Genomic DNA, 15,616 nt, shown 5'->3' with positions numbered 1-15,616 from the left:
GTAATTCACTTAGGTAACAAATTTTGAATGCTATATTATTAACTTTTTTCACAAGAAGTTTTCTAAATTCTAATTCATTAAACTCAGAGGTTACTACTAAAAAAATAACTATATTATCATTACTTGAACTTACTTCAATCGTTATTTCCTTTATAGCCTGAACCGTTAATAATTCTTGTTCTAACTGGAATAAAGAAATAAATCTTCCCCCAACTTTAACTTGGTTATCTTTTCTCCCTTCATAATAAAAAATTTCATTGTCATCTTTATATACTAAATCCCCTGTATTATAATATCCTTCGTTATCAACAATAATTTCCTCCGAATTGTAGTATTGTTCTATACAAGCATAACCTTTTATTAAAAGCTCACCTTCACTACTAATTTTACATTTATATCCACCAATACATGCGCCTAAGACCACTTTTTTTGACAAAGCCCATTCTATAGGAGTATAGAAAACAATCCCTGTAGTCTCTGTACTACCCCAAGCTGAAATTAGTTTTTTTCCTGTAGTATTAAAGAAAGTTTCTCTAAATTGATATTCTACCTTTTCTCCTCCTACTTGTAGGTGTTTTATGTTATTCCAATTTTCTTTTTTTATAATTGACATTAAATACTTATAAAGATTAGGGGTTGCTAATAAACTTTTTATATTAAATCTTTCAATTAATTCATTTATATGTTGATATTCATTTGTTGTACAGAGAACGCAACACTCTCCAGCAACCAATGGTTTAACAAATAATTCATGTGGATGCATACTTTCTGAGAAAAGACACATGTAACTTCCATTTAACTCTATTGGTAATGATAAATTAACATTAATGGCGTTATAGACCACTTGTGTAGTCTTGGTAGAAAAGATCTTTGGAGTCCCTGTAGAACCAGATGTTAAATTAAAATAACGTGATTGCTCTTCTTCACACTCTATATACTCCTTAATATCAAGTTCAATATCTTTAAAATTTAATTCGAACTCTTCAATAACATCTAATTTACTATCTAATCTATATAGAACTAACTTCTCGTTTATAAATTTAATTATATATTTCATTCGTGTAACTTTGCCTATTATTAGTAATTTTGATTGACTTATATTTACTTCTAATGGTATAGCAGAAAATCCACATCTAAATACTCCTAAATAAACTATCGGTAAATTAATATTTTTGGGTATACTTATACCGATTTCCGTATTTTCATCTAAAACATATTTAGTTAATAAATATGCCAATTTATTTACTAAATGATAAAAGTCACTATACGAGACTACGTTTTTTCTATCAGCTAAAGCTATTTTTGACGGTGTTTTTTTCGCGTAATCCTTTAAATAATCATTCAATTTACTTATCATATTATAACCTCAACCTAAAATTTGATTTTTCCCCTGCAATACAAATGAATTTGTACCAGGATAACTATATTCTCTCATTTCTCTATATGCCTTTCGCCAGTTACTGATTCTTCCTAAAGTTGTATATTTTAAAAACTGTGCATCAAAATGCTTTATTGCATAGTCAAAACAACTTTCATCAAATGGCCAGAATAAAGGGGTAATCATCTCTTTTTCAGGTATTCCAGATAGAATAGCAAGTTGACTGCCAGGTAGTACTCTCATTCCGAAGGAAAAGAAAATTTCTCCTTTTTTAAAATTCTCATTGGTGAATTTGCATGTTTCTTTAATAGACTCTTCATTTTCTTCGGGACCACCGAATAATAACATTCCTAGGAGTGTTACATTGTATTTTCGACAATTATCAATAAAGGTTTTAGCAATATTTAGGTTGAATCCTTTTTTCAATTTTATTAACATACTTGGGGAGAATGTATCAAAAGAAACCATTAATTCTTTACATCCTGATTGAGCAGCTAACGCAACAAACTCTTCATTTACAGTGGGCTTAGCATAGGCAGACCATCGAAATCCATCTAAATTTAGATCGATTAATAGATTACAAATTGATTTAGAGTGGTCTAAGTTAATGTTGAAAAGTGAATCTGTAAAAAAGATTTCTCTTATACCCATATCGTACAAATTTAGAATATCTTCTTTAAGCAGTTTTAAAGGTCTAGTTATATTTGTTTTGTTATCTATTTTTCCATAAGAACAATAAACACATTTCATTGGACATCTACCACCACAGCGAGTAGGTAGTCCAATTTGCTTAACACCAATATCCTTGTAAGTTTGTACTAAAGAGTTAGTAAAATCTAATGAAAAAAGAGAATGATTAGGAATTAATCTAATATCTTCTCCTAGTGACTGAATATGATCAGATAAAAAATCAAAAATTTCTTCTTCTATATTTCCTTTAATTCCATATTGAAAAGGTAAATATTTTTTTAGGCCTTCAGAATAAACTGCATAGCCTCCGCCACCGATTAATGTACGCATATTAGGGTTTCTTTTTTTTGCTATGGGTATAATTTTATCCATAAAGTCTTTATAATACTTTAAATAATACTTACTGTTCAATTCCATTGAATCAACATTTCTAATGGAAAAGGCTAAACAATCAATATGACTGTTTAGAAAACTTAAATTCAAATATTCTTCAGGATTCTCTTTAAAGTCTATTAATTCAATATCAACGCCAAGTTGCTTTACATAACTTTTGACATATACTGCACCAATAGGAAAAACAGGATGAAAGTCCATTGTGGGTAGAGAATTTAGGTTTATTAAGGTCATTTTATAATTTCTCAAAAATCCTCACTCCCTTGTAAGTTTTAAATTCAAAAAACCTTCTTTGTATGTCTTTGGATTAAACCTAAGTAGTTTTAGAAAGGATATTTTCCTCTCTTCTTCTAAATTGATTTTCAGTATAAATGGTCTTTTCGAATTAGTGTGCTTAATTATATACTTCAGTGATCCAGTAATATCTAAAGTCGCATCATATGAAACCGAAAATAATAGCTCCGTAAATATACCATTATTCCACCAACATACAGCGCAATAATTAACACCTGCTTTTCTTCCGATTAACCAATTAGTTTGAATAAAATTTTGATTTTTTAAATTTGAATTAAGATTAAAAAGAAAATTCCTTAATTCATCTTGAGTAGGTACTATCCATTCATCTAAATAACTTTCTTTAATTTTTACTAGTTCTACAACTGACTTATACTCAAAAAAAATTCTAATTATCGGTTTTATATTTTTTTTAAACTCAAATTTTTTTAATAAAGTAAACTTCGCCGTTTCTGGAAAAGAGTCCCAAGCTATAAGTCCGTTAGGAGATAAATTTGATAAGTCCTCAATTGAATATTTCAACAACTCATATAATATTTTATGATTTGATTTTTTAGAGAAAATGCCACCTAGATAACCAGTACCATCTAAAAGAATGCTTCTATGGAATGCCTGTATGCTGGAATTTTCCTTAAGGATAATCCAGCGATACTGATCTGGTTTTGTTAGTTCTTCTTTTAGATTTTTACCAAATGAAAATGGAATCTCTAATTTCGAAATTTCTTTATAATCTTCAATTGTTGCCTTAGAGAACATAACATATTAATCTCCATTCATTCTTAAAATTTTCACATAACCTTTATCTGCATTAAGTTCAATAGTTTCATTGTTTTTTAATAGTTTTCTAGTTGAAGTATTAACTATAATCGCTGGAATATTTTCTTCTCTTGCAAATATTGCTCCATGAGATAGAAATCCACCCGTTTCTACAATGATTCCTAAAGAATTAGTTAGATTATAGGTTAAATGAGGAGTTAGTTGCTTTGCTACAATAATAGAACCTTCCGGTATATCTAAATAACTGTTTCTATCGAGCGGATTTTCTATTATAAATACTTTCCCAATAACTGAGCCCCATGATACACATTCACCTAAGATAAGATTTTGATTTTTTGTAAGTTCTAAATTCGTTTCATCTAAAGCTGTGCTAGGCATTAAAGCACGATTTTTATCAAACTCTATTTTTCTGTCATATATATCTATATTTTCCGAACTGTTTCCAGATATATATTTTTCTAACTCTATTTTTCTCAAAAAAAATACATCATGCTTATTATTAAGTAAACCGTTCCTATGTAGAATAACGCCAATATCTAGAATAACTTTCCTAACTGACGCAGCACCTTTTTGGAGGACATAATCATCATTTTCAGTCCTTAACAGTAGATTTCGATATTCTAATACAGCATTCCTAAACTTCATTTTTTTTTCTAGAGGTAACTTCTGTTGGAGTTTATCTAATTTATCCTCCCACTTAGATTCTATTTTTTTATTTTTTATAGGGAGTCTTTTAGCTTTTTTTATTAAATATTGAGGGTTTTCTCTTAATGTTTCGATATGTATAGCCATAGGATGAGGTATTTCATCACCATATAAATTAATAAAATCTTTAAAAGAAGTACTATTCATAATTAAGTCATCAATAAATTGCGGATATTCCTCCTCGTTAGTACTATTATTTTTTATTAATAATTGAATATTCTTAGCAATTTGTACCAAATGTCTTGATTTGTGAAATGTATGAGAATTTAAATTTGATGTTAAAATGCCTAATTCCTTATTTTGATTTTCTATTGGTACTCCTATATCATCAAAAAAATTCAGAATTATTTTTTTAATATTTCTCCGTTTGATCATCCAATCTCTATCCATATAAACATTAAAAAACTCTTTAAAATTCTTAATTGCCTTTTGTAATTCAGTATATAATTCTTCTAAGTTTCCACATTTTGTATTTATAGTATTTTCAAACTTAATCACATACTCTTTTTCTATATTGTCCCAATTGAAACTGTGTTCATTACTATCGGTTTTATTACTTGAAGTTTTTAATTTTATATATGGATATTGATTGATGAAAGTCGTAGACCAATGATTAGAATTGAAAAGTCCTCCTGGATCAAGATCTTGTATTAAAGGTGTTACTGGTTCGGTACATTGATCTAAAAGGAACCACTCTTTACTTGGGGGTATTATAAAATTAGATTTTATTCCCAAAATAGGTCTCACTTGTAACCAAAAGATAGTGTTATTCTGTATACAAAACTCTACGTCAATTTCATAACGCAAGTTATTTTTTAATAAATTCATGTATTCTTTCAACTCAGACACAACGTTATCAATGGAAAAATCCCCACTTGTCCATTTATCTTCTTTATATTGAAAGGGTTTACTCAATCCTCCGACAAGTTTATGACCATCACCTTTAACTATCTCTATTATTGGACCTTGAGACTTTCTCAATGGATCCAAAGAAAAGGCAACTCCAGAAAAGTCAGCTTTAATTTTTCTTTGAACTATGACTCCCATTGGGTGGTTTAGCCTTGAATTATATACTGATATAATTGCAGGAATTAAATCTGTAAAAGTGCTAATAGTTTTAGTAGAAAACTTTCCGGCCATGGTCTTATAATGGCTATCTTCTATTGAAGATGAAGATCTAACAATTAAACCATCCTCTGACCAAATTTTTAAGGCTTCTACATTAACTTGCTCTAATACTTCCTTTTTACAATTAATAATTTCCTTACAATCGTTATTTGTAAGAACAAATCCTTCTGGAATATTAAAATTCAAACTTGATAGCTTAAATAAGTTTTTTGCTTTATTACCAATTTCTTCAACATTTAATTTTCTAGTATTTTCTAGTAAATTTATCAAACTTATTCTCCTCTTAAATAGTGACTGATCAAGCTAATAGTTTGGTCAGTCACTATAATTAATTTTAACTACAACAAGAACTTGCAGGTATATCCATACTTGTAACATCCACTTGAGTAGAGATTTTTTTAATGATACTATCGTATAAATCTCTATCTTGGCTTAAATATGCAGTGAATTCGGCTAAATCCATTTCTATCCCCACTTTTTCAAGTGCAGTGTATGGATCTTCTGCAAAGAGTTTTATAAACTCTTGATTCTCTAATTCCTGTAATAATGGTGCAAATAGTGGATTCGTATTACGAATAATTTGATTCATAACAAACTTCCCTTCTCATTTTTATTTTTTGAAAATTTACAATAATATGTTAACATTTTATATATAACAATTCAACCTTAAGGAGGAAAATATGGAAAAAATATCAATAAAAGAAGAATTTGATAAAAAAGGTTATATTGTGTTAGAAAATATTTTTAATTTAGAAGAAATGCAAACCGCAAGAGAAGAGGCAAAACGACTTATAAAAGAAAAAAAAATGAAATCTAGAATCAAGGTTGATGAAGAAAAATTAAGAAATGAAGGAGTTTTTATTGGGTTATCTAAGATAAGTCCTCTCTTTGAAAAAATAACAAAAAATATAAAATTAATAAGAATATTAAAGAAATTATATGATAAAAATCTAATTTTTATTGATGATAAATTGGTTTATAAAAACTCTGACATACGGTTTGGCACACCTTGGCATCAAGATTGGGAATATCTTAAAGGAAGTCATAAAGTATCAGTTTGGATTGCACTTGATGATGCAAATAAAGAGAATGGTTGTCTTCAAGTTATTCCTGGAACACACAAAAACAAAGTGATTCACAAAGGCGATTCGACAGATGGCTTTTCAAAATCAGTGATAGTTAATATGCATCCTGAAAATATTATAAATATCGAAGTAAAAGCTGGAGATGTAATTATTCTTCACGACTTAATCCTACATGCTTCCTGCGAAAATATTAGTGGGGGTGAGCGATATTCTTTTATACCTACTTACAGTAATATCGATTGGAATCTAAATAAGTTATTGTTAAACACTACAAAGAAATAATTCACTATTTTAGTTGTACTTTCATATTAATTGCCATAGGTACTTTAGAAAACACTGATAATTATAGGTATTCAATTTTGAGTTAAAAATCAAGAATTACAATACTTGGAGAGAAGTAACCTGATGAAATCAAACATCTTATAAATCATACTTAGATTGCAGACAGCGAGGAATCTAAGCCTAGTTAAAAAGCTCATATCCAGATTAGAATAAAAGTTCAAAGCTATAAACTCCCATATTATAAATTAGTGCTCTTAAATGTTATTAAAGTTTGGGGAAAATATATACTAAACACTGATATAATAAGATTAAAAAAATGAAATTTAATATTGAATCACAAATTTCACTTAATCCAAATTAAATTTAAATGAAGTGAATAAATTCTATTTAACAAATTACATTTCAACCAAAAAATATTTCAGATAAACATAATTGTAAAAACCTCTCTAGGAGAGGTCGGCTTGTAGAAAAACCCCCTATTTTTAAAAGTATGATTTTGAAAAAGGGGGTTTTGGATATCTTAATTGATCACGACCCCAACATATGGTTTTTAAGACATTATCGAACCACTGGTGTATAGTGAAATTGTGAAAAAAGCTATCGAGACTTTCTCGACAGCTTGACCTCTCTTAGGAGAGGTTTTTTTAGACTATAAACTGAGGAATACTCCAAAGCAACATTCCTATTCAAAAGAAGACTAATAAATATACCATATATACCTCTATTATTAAATCTAGTTTTTAGAGATACAAGAAACTAGGAAGTTATTGACCAAGGGTAGCCAATCCAACGATCGATTTTCTCATATCCAAACTTCCTTTTGCTGCTCAACATTCACTTCATTCAACATGCTCTTTCAGTTCCTTTATCACCTCTGTGAGAATTTATTTAATTAAAAGCCTGAATTCACTTCTATGAAAACAGAGCCATCTTTGATTAGTAGAGAATCACATTGCGCTGTTTTAAGTTCCTCTATGATTACTGGAACCCAAGAATTGTTTGTTTTCTCGGTACTTTGATCTTTAAGAATTTTCTTCTAGTATCCAAATTGATGACTAACCCCATTGTCCTCGCACCATTTAGCTTGGGATTGACCGCTCGCTTTGTAGTCAGAAATTCGCAGTTCCAATTCTTTTCATAGTTCTAAATTATGGCTTCTGGTCATGAAAAATCCTCCTCAAAATACATTTGTAGAGATTATCTCAAAATTTATGGCGCATGTACATATGGGAAGAGTTTTACTCTTATCATCTAGCAATATGAATAGTGTTATTAGGGAACAGCATATGTTTCTATTTTCCTAACTACAAATCCTCCTCTTCAAATGAGATATTTGTATAATATTACTATTAATTATTTAAGTCCTGTAAAGTTGTTAGGAGTGTAATTATTTATATATATACTCTTGAAGAGTTTGTTGTATATTCCCTATCTTTACAACGCTATACTGATCAAACTTTTTCATTAAGTTAACTTGTAAATTTTCCTATACTTACTAAGTGCCAAATTAGTGGCAATATAGCTCGATAGTCAATTTTTCCAGAGAAACTTTTTGCTAATTCTATAACTGTTATTTCATCTAAATATGTAATTTTTTCTTCTAGTTCCCTTAACCATGACTCTGTGTTTTTCCTAGGCTTTAAAAAATTTCATAGAAAAAGAATATTGGATTTTATAATATCAGGTAGATTCTCTTTAGGTGTTACAATGGAATATTCCCAATTATTTTTTCTCACATAACTAAGGCGTGCTCTCGTGATGTACGAGAATTGTTTAAAATCTTTACTTCACTGAATTTGATAAAGAATAGGTACTGGGTTATCTTTAAAGACTAAGTAATCTGGAATATGATTCCATTCTACATTTTTTCAATTCTATATTAAAGAACTTAATTGGTATTTCAACAGGCTGATCATAATACCTAACTGTGTTCAATTCAAGTTCTAAAATATAGTAAAATAGACACTCACCCCATAATGATTCATACCAACAGCTCTTTTCATTTTTGGACTGTATAAGTATCCACTCATATGATTGATATACTTGCTTTGCACATTGTTCACCATTCTCTTTGACCATATTTGGCATACTTAATACTCCAATCTTTATTCGACCAATTCATAGTACATAATCCAATAAATGGATTTTTTAATGACAAACTAAAAATAATAACAAAATATTCTATTTTTTTAATGGTCTAGTTTACATAAGATTTAATGACAATTCTCATTAAAAACAAAAAAACCAGTATTAACAAGCAATAGTTAACACTGATCTTGTGACAAGATATTATATAACTTTATGACAAATTAAAATATGTATTTGGCAAGCAAAAAATGCATAAAACGGCAATCAAAAATGTAACCACTTGCCAACGAAATTTAATTCTGAATAATTGACTCCTTATAACGATAACTATCGCCTTTAAATACAATCAAATGCGAATGATGGATGAGTCGATCAATTACTGCCTCCGTTAATATTGGATCCCCAAAAACGTGATTCCATTGACCGAATTGAAGGTTTGTCGTGATTATGATGCTTTTGGTTTCATAACACATCGAAATAACCTGAAACAATAATTCAGCCCCTTGTTTGTGAAGAGGAATGTAACCTAACTCATCCAAAATCAAAAGATCCAATTTCTCTATTTGCTTAAAAAGCTTATTGAGATTACCTTTTTCATTTGCTTCTAATAATCGATTAACTAATGATGCCGCTGTATAGAATTTAACAGCTTTGCCATACCTTTGTATGGCATTCAATCCAATTAACGTAGCTAAATAGGTTTTACCTGCACCTACACCCCCATAGAAAATTAGATTTTCTTGCTGCTCCATGAATACTCCATTTAATAGGTCTTCACTACTTAGTCCTGCTGTTAGGACAATGTCCTTCCAATCAAAAGGTTTCCCATTGACTTTAGGTAAGCTTGCTTGTGTAAGTAAAAGATTTGTTTTTCGTTCTTCTCGTTGCTCAATTTCTTTTTCAAAAAGCTTCAGTAAATACTCTTCATTTGATGTGGCTTCTATCTCTTGATAATGTTCTCTAATCCAACTTAATTTCAATCGTTTAGCGAATTCTTGAATCTGCGTACTCAATTTATTTCAGCTCCTTTTAGAAGCTGATTATAATGCTGTAGACCTCTAGTAGCCTCCGGCATAATAGGCAATGACTTTTGGAGATGTACTTCTTCGCGTATCCCTCGACCATTAATTAGTTGGTAGAATACTTGTTTAATTGATTCAACCGAAGGATGACCATGCTCTGATGCAATCTTCAGCGCTTCAGTAATTTTACTAAAATCATAATCTTTCATCACTGTACCTAATAACTTCAGGGCTTCTGATTTTTCAGAGGAAGTACATGAATTAAAATATGTTTGCCATTCTTGTGGTAACTGCTCATAGAAACTAGTATATTTAAGTGCCATAGGACGTTTGGCCATTAGATTTAAGTATGGCTGCCAATTAATCGATTTTCTATATTGACCATAGAGTCGAGGATGGCTAACGACTAGTTGATAATCATCTGTAAGAATATCAATTGAATTATATGAAATACGAATTAGAACCTTATTTAAAGCGTATCTTGGTGAAGTAGAATATAGATTTTTTTCTACTTTAATATAACCGTACTTATCGGCTTTCACTGTTTCGTATCTGATGCATTGGTATTCCTTACTTGGTAAAACCAAAAAGGCTTTCCGATCCTCTTCAAACAGCTGGGATATGAAAGATTCCTTTTCATAATGTTTTCTCTCACGATCTTTCTCAGCTTTTTCCCACAACGTCTTATTAAGTTCGTCTAAATTCAGTACGTGGAGACCAGGCAATAAATAATTGTTTCTCACATATTTCACCATTGCTTCCACATGACCCTTTTCATTCCCACTATTAGGATTACAAAATTCACTTTCGAACCCATAGTGTAGAACGAAGTTCTGAAATTCCTCTGTTAACTGCCGTTCGCCATTTGGCAATACCTTCTTTACGGCAGCTGAAAGATTATCGAATCTAATTGTTCTTGGAACACCACCCATATGGTGAAAAATACGCTTTAATCCTTCTAAAAAACACTCTTTGTTTTGAGCGGGGAATACCTGAAAATAAAATGAATTACTATATGGATAAGAAAGAACCAGATAGGGTAGAGTTATCTGTTCCCCTTGATATTTAAACGGAGCTTCTCCAAAATCCACTTGAGCTGACCCAGGTTTGCTCTCTAGTGATAACGCTGCTTGATTCGTTTCATTTAATAGTTCTTTTTTTCGATGGGATATGTAGTTTCTTACTGTTCGATCAGAACCCTTAAAATCAAACTCCTCTTTTAATTGCTCCCAAATTCTCTTTGCAGTTCTACGGAATTTTCTCTTTTGTTTAAAATCTTCTATTAACCATTCATCTACTATATGTTTAATAGGATCCATCACTGGAGATGGTCTGTCTTGTTTGATATTTTCTACAGGACTAAAATCATCCTGTTCTGCATACTTCTTAACAGTTCTACGATCTCTTCCTATTCTTTGTGCAATCTCCGAATAGTTACTGTCTTTTATGTTTACCTCATGTCTGATATAATTAATTTCGGCCACTGCCAACATCTCCTTAATACCTCCTGCGCTTGTTTGTCCCAACAGGAAGTGTATGTGTATTTTGGAATGTTGACAAGTGGTTTTTTAATTTGTGCAGGGCCTACGGCCCTATTGCACAAATTTAATGCCATACCCTACATTTTTATGATGCCATAAACACCCATATATATATATTGTATCGTATTTGTTCTAGACACTCTCAAACTTACAAAATAGCTGTTATTTGCGCTTCTGTTAAAAGAGGAAGATTCTTTATCTAAAATGTATAATAAGTGTTCTAAAGGGATTTTCTGCCCTCTAATATAATCCTTTTAGTTTACCAGTTTATAATATCAAGTATGATTTTTTTAATACCTTCTGCGTCCACTTTAAAGCATATAATTTCTTGATTCCCTAAAATAAATCTAATGTTTCCATTTTTTTTCATTGTATAATCCCATCCACGTTTTTTTAGTATTTTAATTAAATCTTCAAATCTATTCATAAAACTTTTCCTCCGTTTTTCTTATCAATATTAAATGAAGCATCATTAAATATTTTCATTAAGAAACCACTACTATTGATAATAGTAGTGGTTTCTCCCTTTTCCTTATTGGAAGTTATTGAATAACCTAACGATGTTCACATTCTTAACATTTATATTTAAAATATGAAACATACTATAGTTGACCTTGATAATTCTCTTTGCATGGTCCTCATTAGCAGCCAAAATATCTGTAGTTATATATCTTTCTTGCTCATTAAATTTAAGTAGAACCGACACGAGAAAATGTTTCTTAATTGTTTTTTGGCCATGATAAATTTCTGATGAATTATCAACGAATAATACATCTTCTGTTTTTATTATTTTTGGTATATTGCCTTTTTGAGATATTTTAATAAAAGCGGGTTCATCTTTTATAAGATGATATACAGAAATATTGCCCTTTTCTTCTATTTTTCCGTCAATCAATAATATATTTTCACGAATTTGATAGAAATGTTTACTAGTATAAAAATCAACCATTATGCTAATTCCTCCTCAAATGAAAAAAGATCGTAAGTGGTTGGAATAATATATTCAACCAATTCTTCGATCCTTTTTAACCCGCTTATTAATTTTAAGCTTGTATTCTTTTTACTTCTCAATTGGAACACTACAGTATTATTAGTAACAATTATATTTATACTGTTTTTTTGATAGAAACCCCTTGTGTCAATAGTAATTATAGAGGGACTATTATCTAAAAGTGATAGCCAATCATTAGAGTTTTTCCCTTCCTCCCTTAACATATACTCAATACAGGTAATTGTAGTATTTAAAGTTCCTAATGAAAGGTCAAACATATAAGAAAAGCTCATAGTATTTTTACCATTAAAATACACTCTATATCCCTTTTCTCTTTGATTAGAATGTCCTTTAAATGGTTCAATACGAAAAACTATATCTTCAAAATACCATTCCAATCCATCTTTTTTACTTGAAAATCCTATACCCTTTAATAAGCTTTCTAACTTTGTAGGTTCTAGAGAACAAAAGCATGTGATTTTATACATATGCAATCCTCCTACAGACATTAGAATCAAATAATTTAGTCGTCGTCAAAACCTTTCCCTCCTAGTATTTTGTTTCATTTCTATTAATTTTCTTTTTTGTCATTTACTTTTTTCATAAAAAAAAGCCTTCAGGACAGTTAATAGCACAGCTGCTATTAAAACTGAACCCAAAGGCTCTACATTTACTAAGTAAAAGAAAAATCCAAAATAGAAAAATAATCTGATTTAAGTTTAACTTTTTATCCTATTATTTTCAATAGTTTCAGAAGTTATCAAAAAAGTGAAATATACTATCTTATACTTGAAGGTACTTCACAGTCATAAATTCCATATCTATAATCTTTTACAAAGTTCTATTGGCTTTATTCATTGCTTCAACTAAATTATCTTTAAAAAACAATGGTGCTGTAGGATGGTTTCCATAATTTCCAGATACAAAAGTCATAACTAACTTTCCAGCAGCATCTATTTTAAATTTCGACTCTAAAATCATTTTATTCGAATTAGATCTAAACTTGAACACTAATTCACTGTCGTCAATAAATGCTTTCACACCTTTATAAGTATTTGTTGCTATCTCATTGAGCGTGCTCTCTTTAAGGCCACCAAACGATTTCTCTTCATTAAGTACTGTATCAGAAGCAACTTTAGATAGGTCAACTATCTTAGATGAAATAAAAGGAATTTTCCCCTTCTTTGCACCATAGCCAATAATTATCGTTGCAGCTGCTGTAACAAGAGACCAACCTATCTTTGAAAATTTCATATTGTTCTTTCTCCAATTCTGATTTAAGTAGTTTTCCTTATCTAATTAGGATATTGGTAATTATATCAAAAATCTGAATTCTTTGTTTCACCTATTACAAATGAGAAGAAGTTTAAAAATATTTAGATTCGCTAACATCCGCTCCAAATTTCAGGGGATTACATTGATTAACACTACTACTTGTCAGAAGAAATTGAGTGGTGGTTTATTATAAAAAACATTTCTCTACTAAGAAAATTATTGATATAATTACCATTAATTACAAATGAGAGTGTTTTAAAAATTATAATATTTTATAGGAGCATTGACATTTGCTATAGAAAGTACTCGGAATGGCTTCTATAATGTTGATCTCCATAATTAGTACTTTTTATAATTGAATATACCAGCAAGGAGGTCAATTCATTGAATACACTAGTTAATGAATTTAAAAAAAATAAAACTAAATTTGGTACATTGCAAAAATGTGAAATACACTTACATACTCCTGCTTCCCATGATTATAAACTCACCAAAGGAAAAACGTATAAAGAATTAGAAGTTGAAGATATCTTAGAGATATGCGAAAGGGAATTATTATTTAATAAGGAACAAATACAAACTTTTTCAGAACAAATAACAAAAGGAAATTTTGAGGGTAATGGATACTATAAGTTACTTGAAGAAAAGAACATACCCTATGAAAACTTTAAAGAGTATCTAACCTACATGTTAATTGCACATAAATTATATAGTGAAAACATTCAATTAGTTGTGATTACAGATCACAACACAATCGGAGGATATGATAAACTCAAATTTGCCTTAAATGAGTATTTTAAAACAAGAATAAAATCAAGTGCAACATACCGGAAATCAATTTTCTTACTGTTAGGGTTAGAAATATCCTGTTCTGATAAAAACCATGTAGTAGGAATATTTGATGAAAGTAGCATTTCTGAAGTACAGAAGTTAGTAAATAACCATATTTACTCTACTGTAGATGGAACAATAGATACTAGCCTAACTATTATTAAAAAAATTCAAAAGATTGGTGGAATAGGTTATATAGCCCACATTAACTCTTCTGATTTCTTAGGTACTGGTTTATATAAAAAGGAACTCTTTGCTACTAGTCATCTTTTAGGATTTACAAGTTTAAATAATATAGATAACCTGTTTGAAAAAAAAATTTTACAATACTCAAACAAAAGAAAAGAAGACTTCTGTATAATATATGAAGGTGATTCTCACTATCTAGAAGATATAGGTATAAGAAATACATGGATTAAGATAAACGAATTATCTTTCAACAGTTTTAGAAAAGCATTAACTGATTATAAGTTTTCTATTTACACTGAGAAACCACAAGTAACTGATAAATTCATTAAAAATATCCATGTAAAACCCTCTGATAAGGGTTTTTTAGGGAATATAAGTATTGGTGATAACGGTTTCTATGTAGATTTTTCAAAAGATTTGAATTGTATTATTGGTGGCAGAGGTACTGGAAAGTCTACATTACTAAATTTAATAGATACTATTTTTTCACGTACATCTGCTAATCAGCAACAGCTTAAGTTTCTCGCAGAACATAGAGTTATAGAAATTGAGTTTACCTATAATAACGATGACTATATGCTAAAATTTATTTCACAGCTAGACCCCCACAAGGAGTATTATACTTCTGAATTTTTCTTAGAAAAGGCATTTAAGGAAGAAAGAAATGATATGCATAAATTAATTTTAGCAGATCACTGGATAGATTTATATAAGATTAGCGGTGAGCAAATTGGACCAGTAACTGGATATCTCAAGAATGATATCTTAAATAATGTTTTTCGCCAAAGCTATTCTATAAATAATATTGTACATAGAATAGAAAAAGGTGAGATTGGTGACTTTGTAAAAGAGGTTATTTTCGACGGTATAAGGTTTGATGAAATAGATTCTTTTCTTATGGAGCTTCGAAATACTAATAGGAATACAGAAAATATTTAAAAGAACAA

General features: G+C 29.7%; 14 protein-coding genes. 2 read left to right on the top strand and 12 right to left on the bottom strand.

Annotation, left to right across the window (positions count from 1 at the left end):
* The 5 genes from NiCM35_RS21250 to NiCM35_RS21230 all read right to left on the bottom strand — a co-directional run.
* Nucleotides 1-1,357: AMP-binding protein (locus NiCM35_RS21250; RefSeq protein ID WP_433780729.1), on the bottom strand; the 1,357-nt coding region annotated here is incomplete at its 3' end.
* A gap of 9 nt (nucleotides 1,358-1,366) precedes the next feature.
* Nucleotides 1,367-2,710 carry a B12-binding domain-containing radical SAM protein gene (locus NiCM35_RS21245; protein ID WP_152116561.1) on the bottom strand — a complete coding sequence of 448 codons (1,344 nt, stop codon included), beginning with the start codon at nucleotides 2,708-2,710 and terminating at the stop codon, nucleotides 1,367-1,369.
* 6 nt (nucleotides 2,711-2,716) lie between these two features.
* Entirely contained in the window at nucleotides 2,717-3,511 is a 795-nt protein-coding gene (locus NiCM35_RS21240; protein ID WP_152116560.1) for a hypothetical protein, read from the bottom strand.
* 6 nt (nucleotides 3,512-3,517) lie between these two features.
* Nucleotides 3,518-5,635, bottom strand: a complete 2,118-nt coding sequence (locus NiCM35_RS21235; protein WP_152116559.1) for a PEP/pyruvate-binding domain-containing protein — start codon at nucleotides 5,633-5,635, stop codon at nucleotides 3,518-3,520.
* Between the two features lie 64 nt (nucleotides 5,636-5,699).
* Entirely contained in the window at nucleotides 5,700-5,954 is a 255-nt protein-coding gene (locus tag NiCM35_RS21230; protein ID WP_152116558.1) for a hypothetical protein, read from the bottom strand.
* A 91-nt stretch (nucleotides 5,955-6,045) separates the two neighbouring features.
* On the opposite strand from NiCM35_RS21230, the gene NiCM35_RS21225 reads away from it, so the two are divergent.
* Nucleotides 6,046-6,732 carry a phytanoyl-CoA dioxygenase family protein gene (locus NiCM35_RS21225; RefSeq protein WP_152116557.1) on the top strand — a complete coding sequence of 229 codons (687 nt, stop codon included), beginning with the start codon at nucleotides 6,046-6,048 and terminating at the stop codon, nucleotides 6,730-6,732.
* A 1,036-nt stretch (nucleotides 6,733-7,768) separates the two neighbouring features.
* Here NiCM35_RS21225 and tnpA read toward each other — a convergent pair.
* The 7 genes from tnpA to NiCM35_RS21190 all read right to left on the bottom strand — a co-directional run bounded on the left by tnpA (nucleotide 7,769) and on the right by NiCM35_RS21190 (nucleotide 13,628).
* The gene (gene tnpA, locus NiCM35_RS21220; protein WP_412988929.1) at nucleotides 7,769-7,861 is read right to left on the bottom strand and encodes an IS66 family insertion sequence element accessory protein TnpA; all 93 of its coding nucleotides are present in this window, start codon (nucleotides 7,859-7,861) and stop codon (nucleotides 7,769-7,771) included.
* Nucleotides 7,862-9,113: 1,252 nt separating this feature from the next.
* The gene (gene istB / locus NiCM35_RS21215; RefSeq protein ID WP_036179323.1) at nucleotides 9,114-9,833 is read right to left on the bottom strand and encodes an IS21-like element helper ATPase IstB; all 720 of its coding nucleotides are present in this window, start codon (nucleotides 9,831-9,833) and stop codon (nucleotides 9,114-9,116) included.
* Nucleotides 9,830-11,335, bottom strand: a complete 1,506-nt coding sequence (istA, locus tag NiCM35_RS21210) for an IS21 family transposase (protein WP_144547298.1) — start codon at nucleotides 11,333-11,335, stop codon at nucleotides 9,830-9,832. Before istA ends, istB begins: the two co-directional genes overlap by 4 nt.
* A 307-nt stretch (nucleotides 11,336-11,642) precedes the next feature.
* A complete protein-coding gene (locus NiCM35_RS21205; protein WP_193224520.1) occupies nucleotides 11,643-11,810 on the bottom strand; it encodes a hypothetical protein in 168 nt (55 codons plus the stop codon).
* A gap of 105 nt (nucleotides 11,811-11,915) precedes the next feature.
* Nucleotides 11,916-12,332 carry a hypothetical protein gene (locus NiCM35_RS21200; protein ID WP_047943160.1) on the bottom strand — a complete coding sequence of 139 codons (417 nt, stop codon included), beginning with the start codon at nucleotides 12,330-12,332 and terminating at the stop codon, nucleotides 11,916-11,918.
* Nucleotides 12,332-12,862 (bottom strand): hypothetical protein, encoded by a 531-nt coding sequence (locus NiCM35_RS21195; protein ID WP_152112372.1) that lies wholly within the window; start codon nucleotides 12,860-12,862, stop codon nucleotides 12,332-12,334. The genes NiCM35_RS21200 and NiCM35_RS21195 overlap by 1 nt, the downstream gene beginning before the upstream one ends.
* A gap of 343 nt (nucleotides 12,863-13,205) precedes the next feature.
* Nucleotides 13,206-13,628 (bottom strand): hypothetical protein, encoded by a 423-nt coding sequence (locus NiCM35_RS21190; protein WP_016205248.1) that lies wholly within the window; start codon nucleotides 13,626-13,628, stop codon nucleotides 13,206-13,208.
* A 405-nt stretch (nucleotides 13,629-14,033) separates the two neighbouring features.
* On the opposite strand from NiCM35_RS21190, the gene NiCM35_RS21185 reads away from it, so the two are divergent.
* Nucleotides 14,034-15,608, top strand: a complete 1,575-nt coding sequence (locus tag NiCM35_RS21185) for a Spaf_1101 family AAA-like ATPase (RefSeq protein ID WP_152112371.1) — start codon at nucleotides 14,034-14,036, stop codon at nucleotides 15,606-15,608.
* Nucleotides 15,609-15,616: the final 8 nt, after the last annotated feature.

Origin of the sequence: Niallia sp. M35, assembly GCF_050971705.1 — a bacterium.
Classification (GTDB): Bacteria; Bacillota; Bacilli; order Bacillales; family Cytobacillaceae; genus Niallia; species Niallia circulans_A.
Note: the sequence above shows the minus strand (reverse complement) of the source record. Positions and strands in the feature narration are given on the sequence as shown.

What these genes read in the sequence shown, in the direction of transcription:
- NiCM35_RS21240 (WP_152116560.1), bottom strand. Translation starts at nt 3,511, where the DNA reads ATGTTCTCTAAGGCAACAATTGAAGATTATAAAGAAATTTCGAAATTA.
- NiCM35_RS21230 (WP_152116558.1), bottom strand. Translation starts at nt 5,954, where the DNA reads ATGAATCAAATTATTCGTAATACGAATCCACTATTTGCACCATTATTA.
- NiCM35_RS21225 (WP_152116557.1), top strand. Translation starts at nt 6,046, where the DNA reads ATGGAAAAAATATCAATAAAAGAAGAATTTGATAAAAAAGGTTATATT.
- istA (WP_144547298.1), bottom strand. Translation starts at nt 11,335, where the DNA reads ATGTTGGCAGTGGCCGAAATTAATTATATCAGACATGAGGTAAACATA.
- NiCM35_RS21205 (WP_193224520.1), bottom strand. Translation starts at nt 11,810, where the DNA reads ATGAATAGATTTGAAGATTTAATTAAAATACTAAAAAAACGTGGATGG.
- NiCM35_RS21200 (WP_047943160.1), bottom strand. Translation starts at nt 12,332, where the DNA reads ATGGTTGATTTTTATACTAGTAAACATTTCTATCAAATTCGTGAAAAT.
- NiCM35_RS21195 (WP_152112372.1), bottom strand. Translation starts at nt 12,862, where the DNA reads ATGTATAAAATCACATGCTTTTGTTCTCTAGAACCTACAAAGTTAGAA.
- NiCM35_RS21190 (WP_016205248.1), bottom strand. Translation starts at nt 13,628, where the DNA reads ATGAAATTTTCAAAGATAGGTTGGTCTCTTGTTACAGCAGCTGCAACG.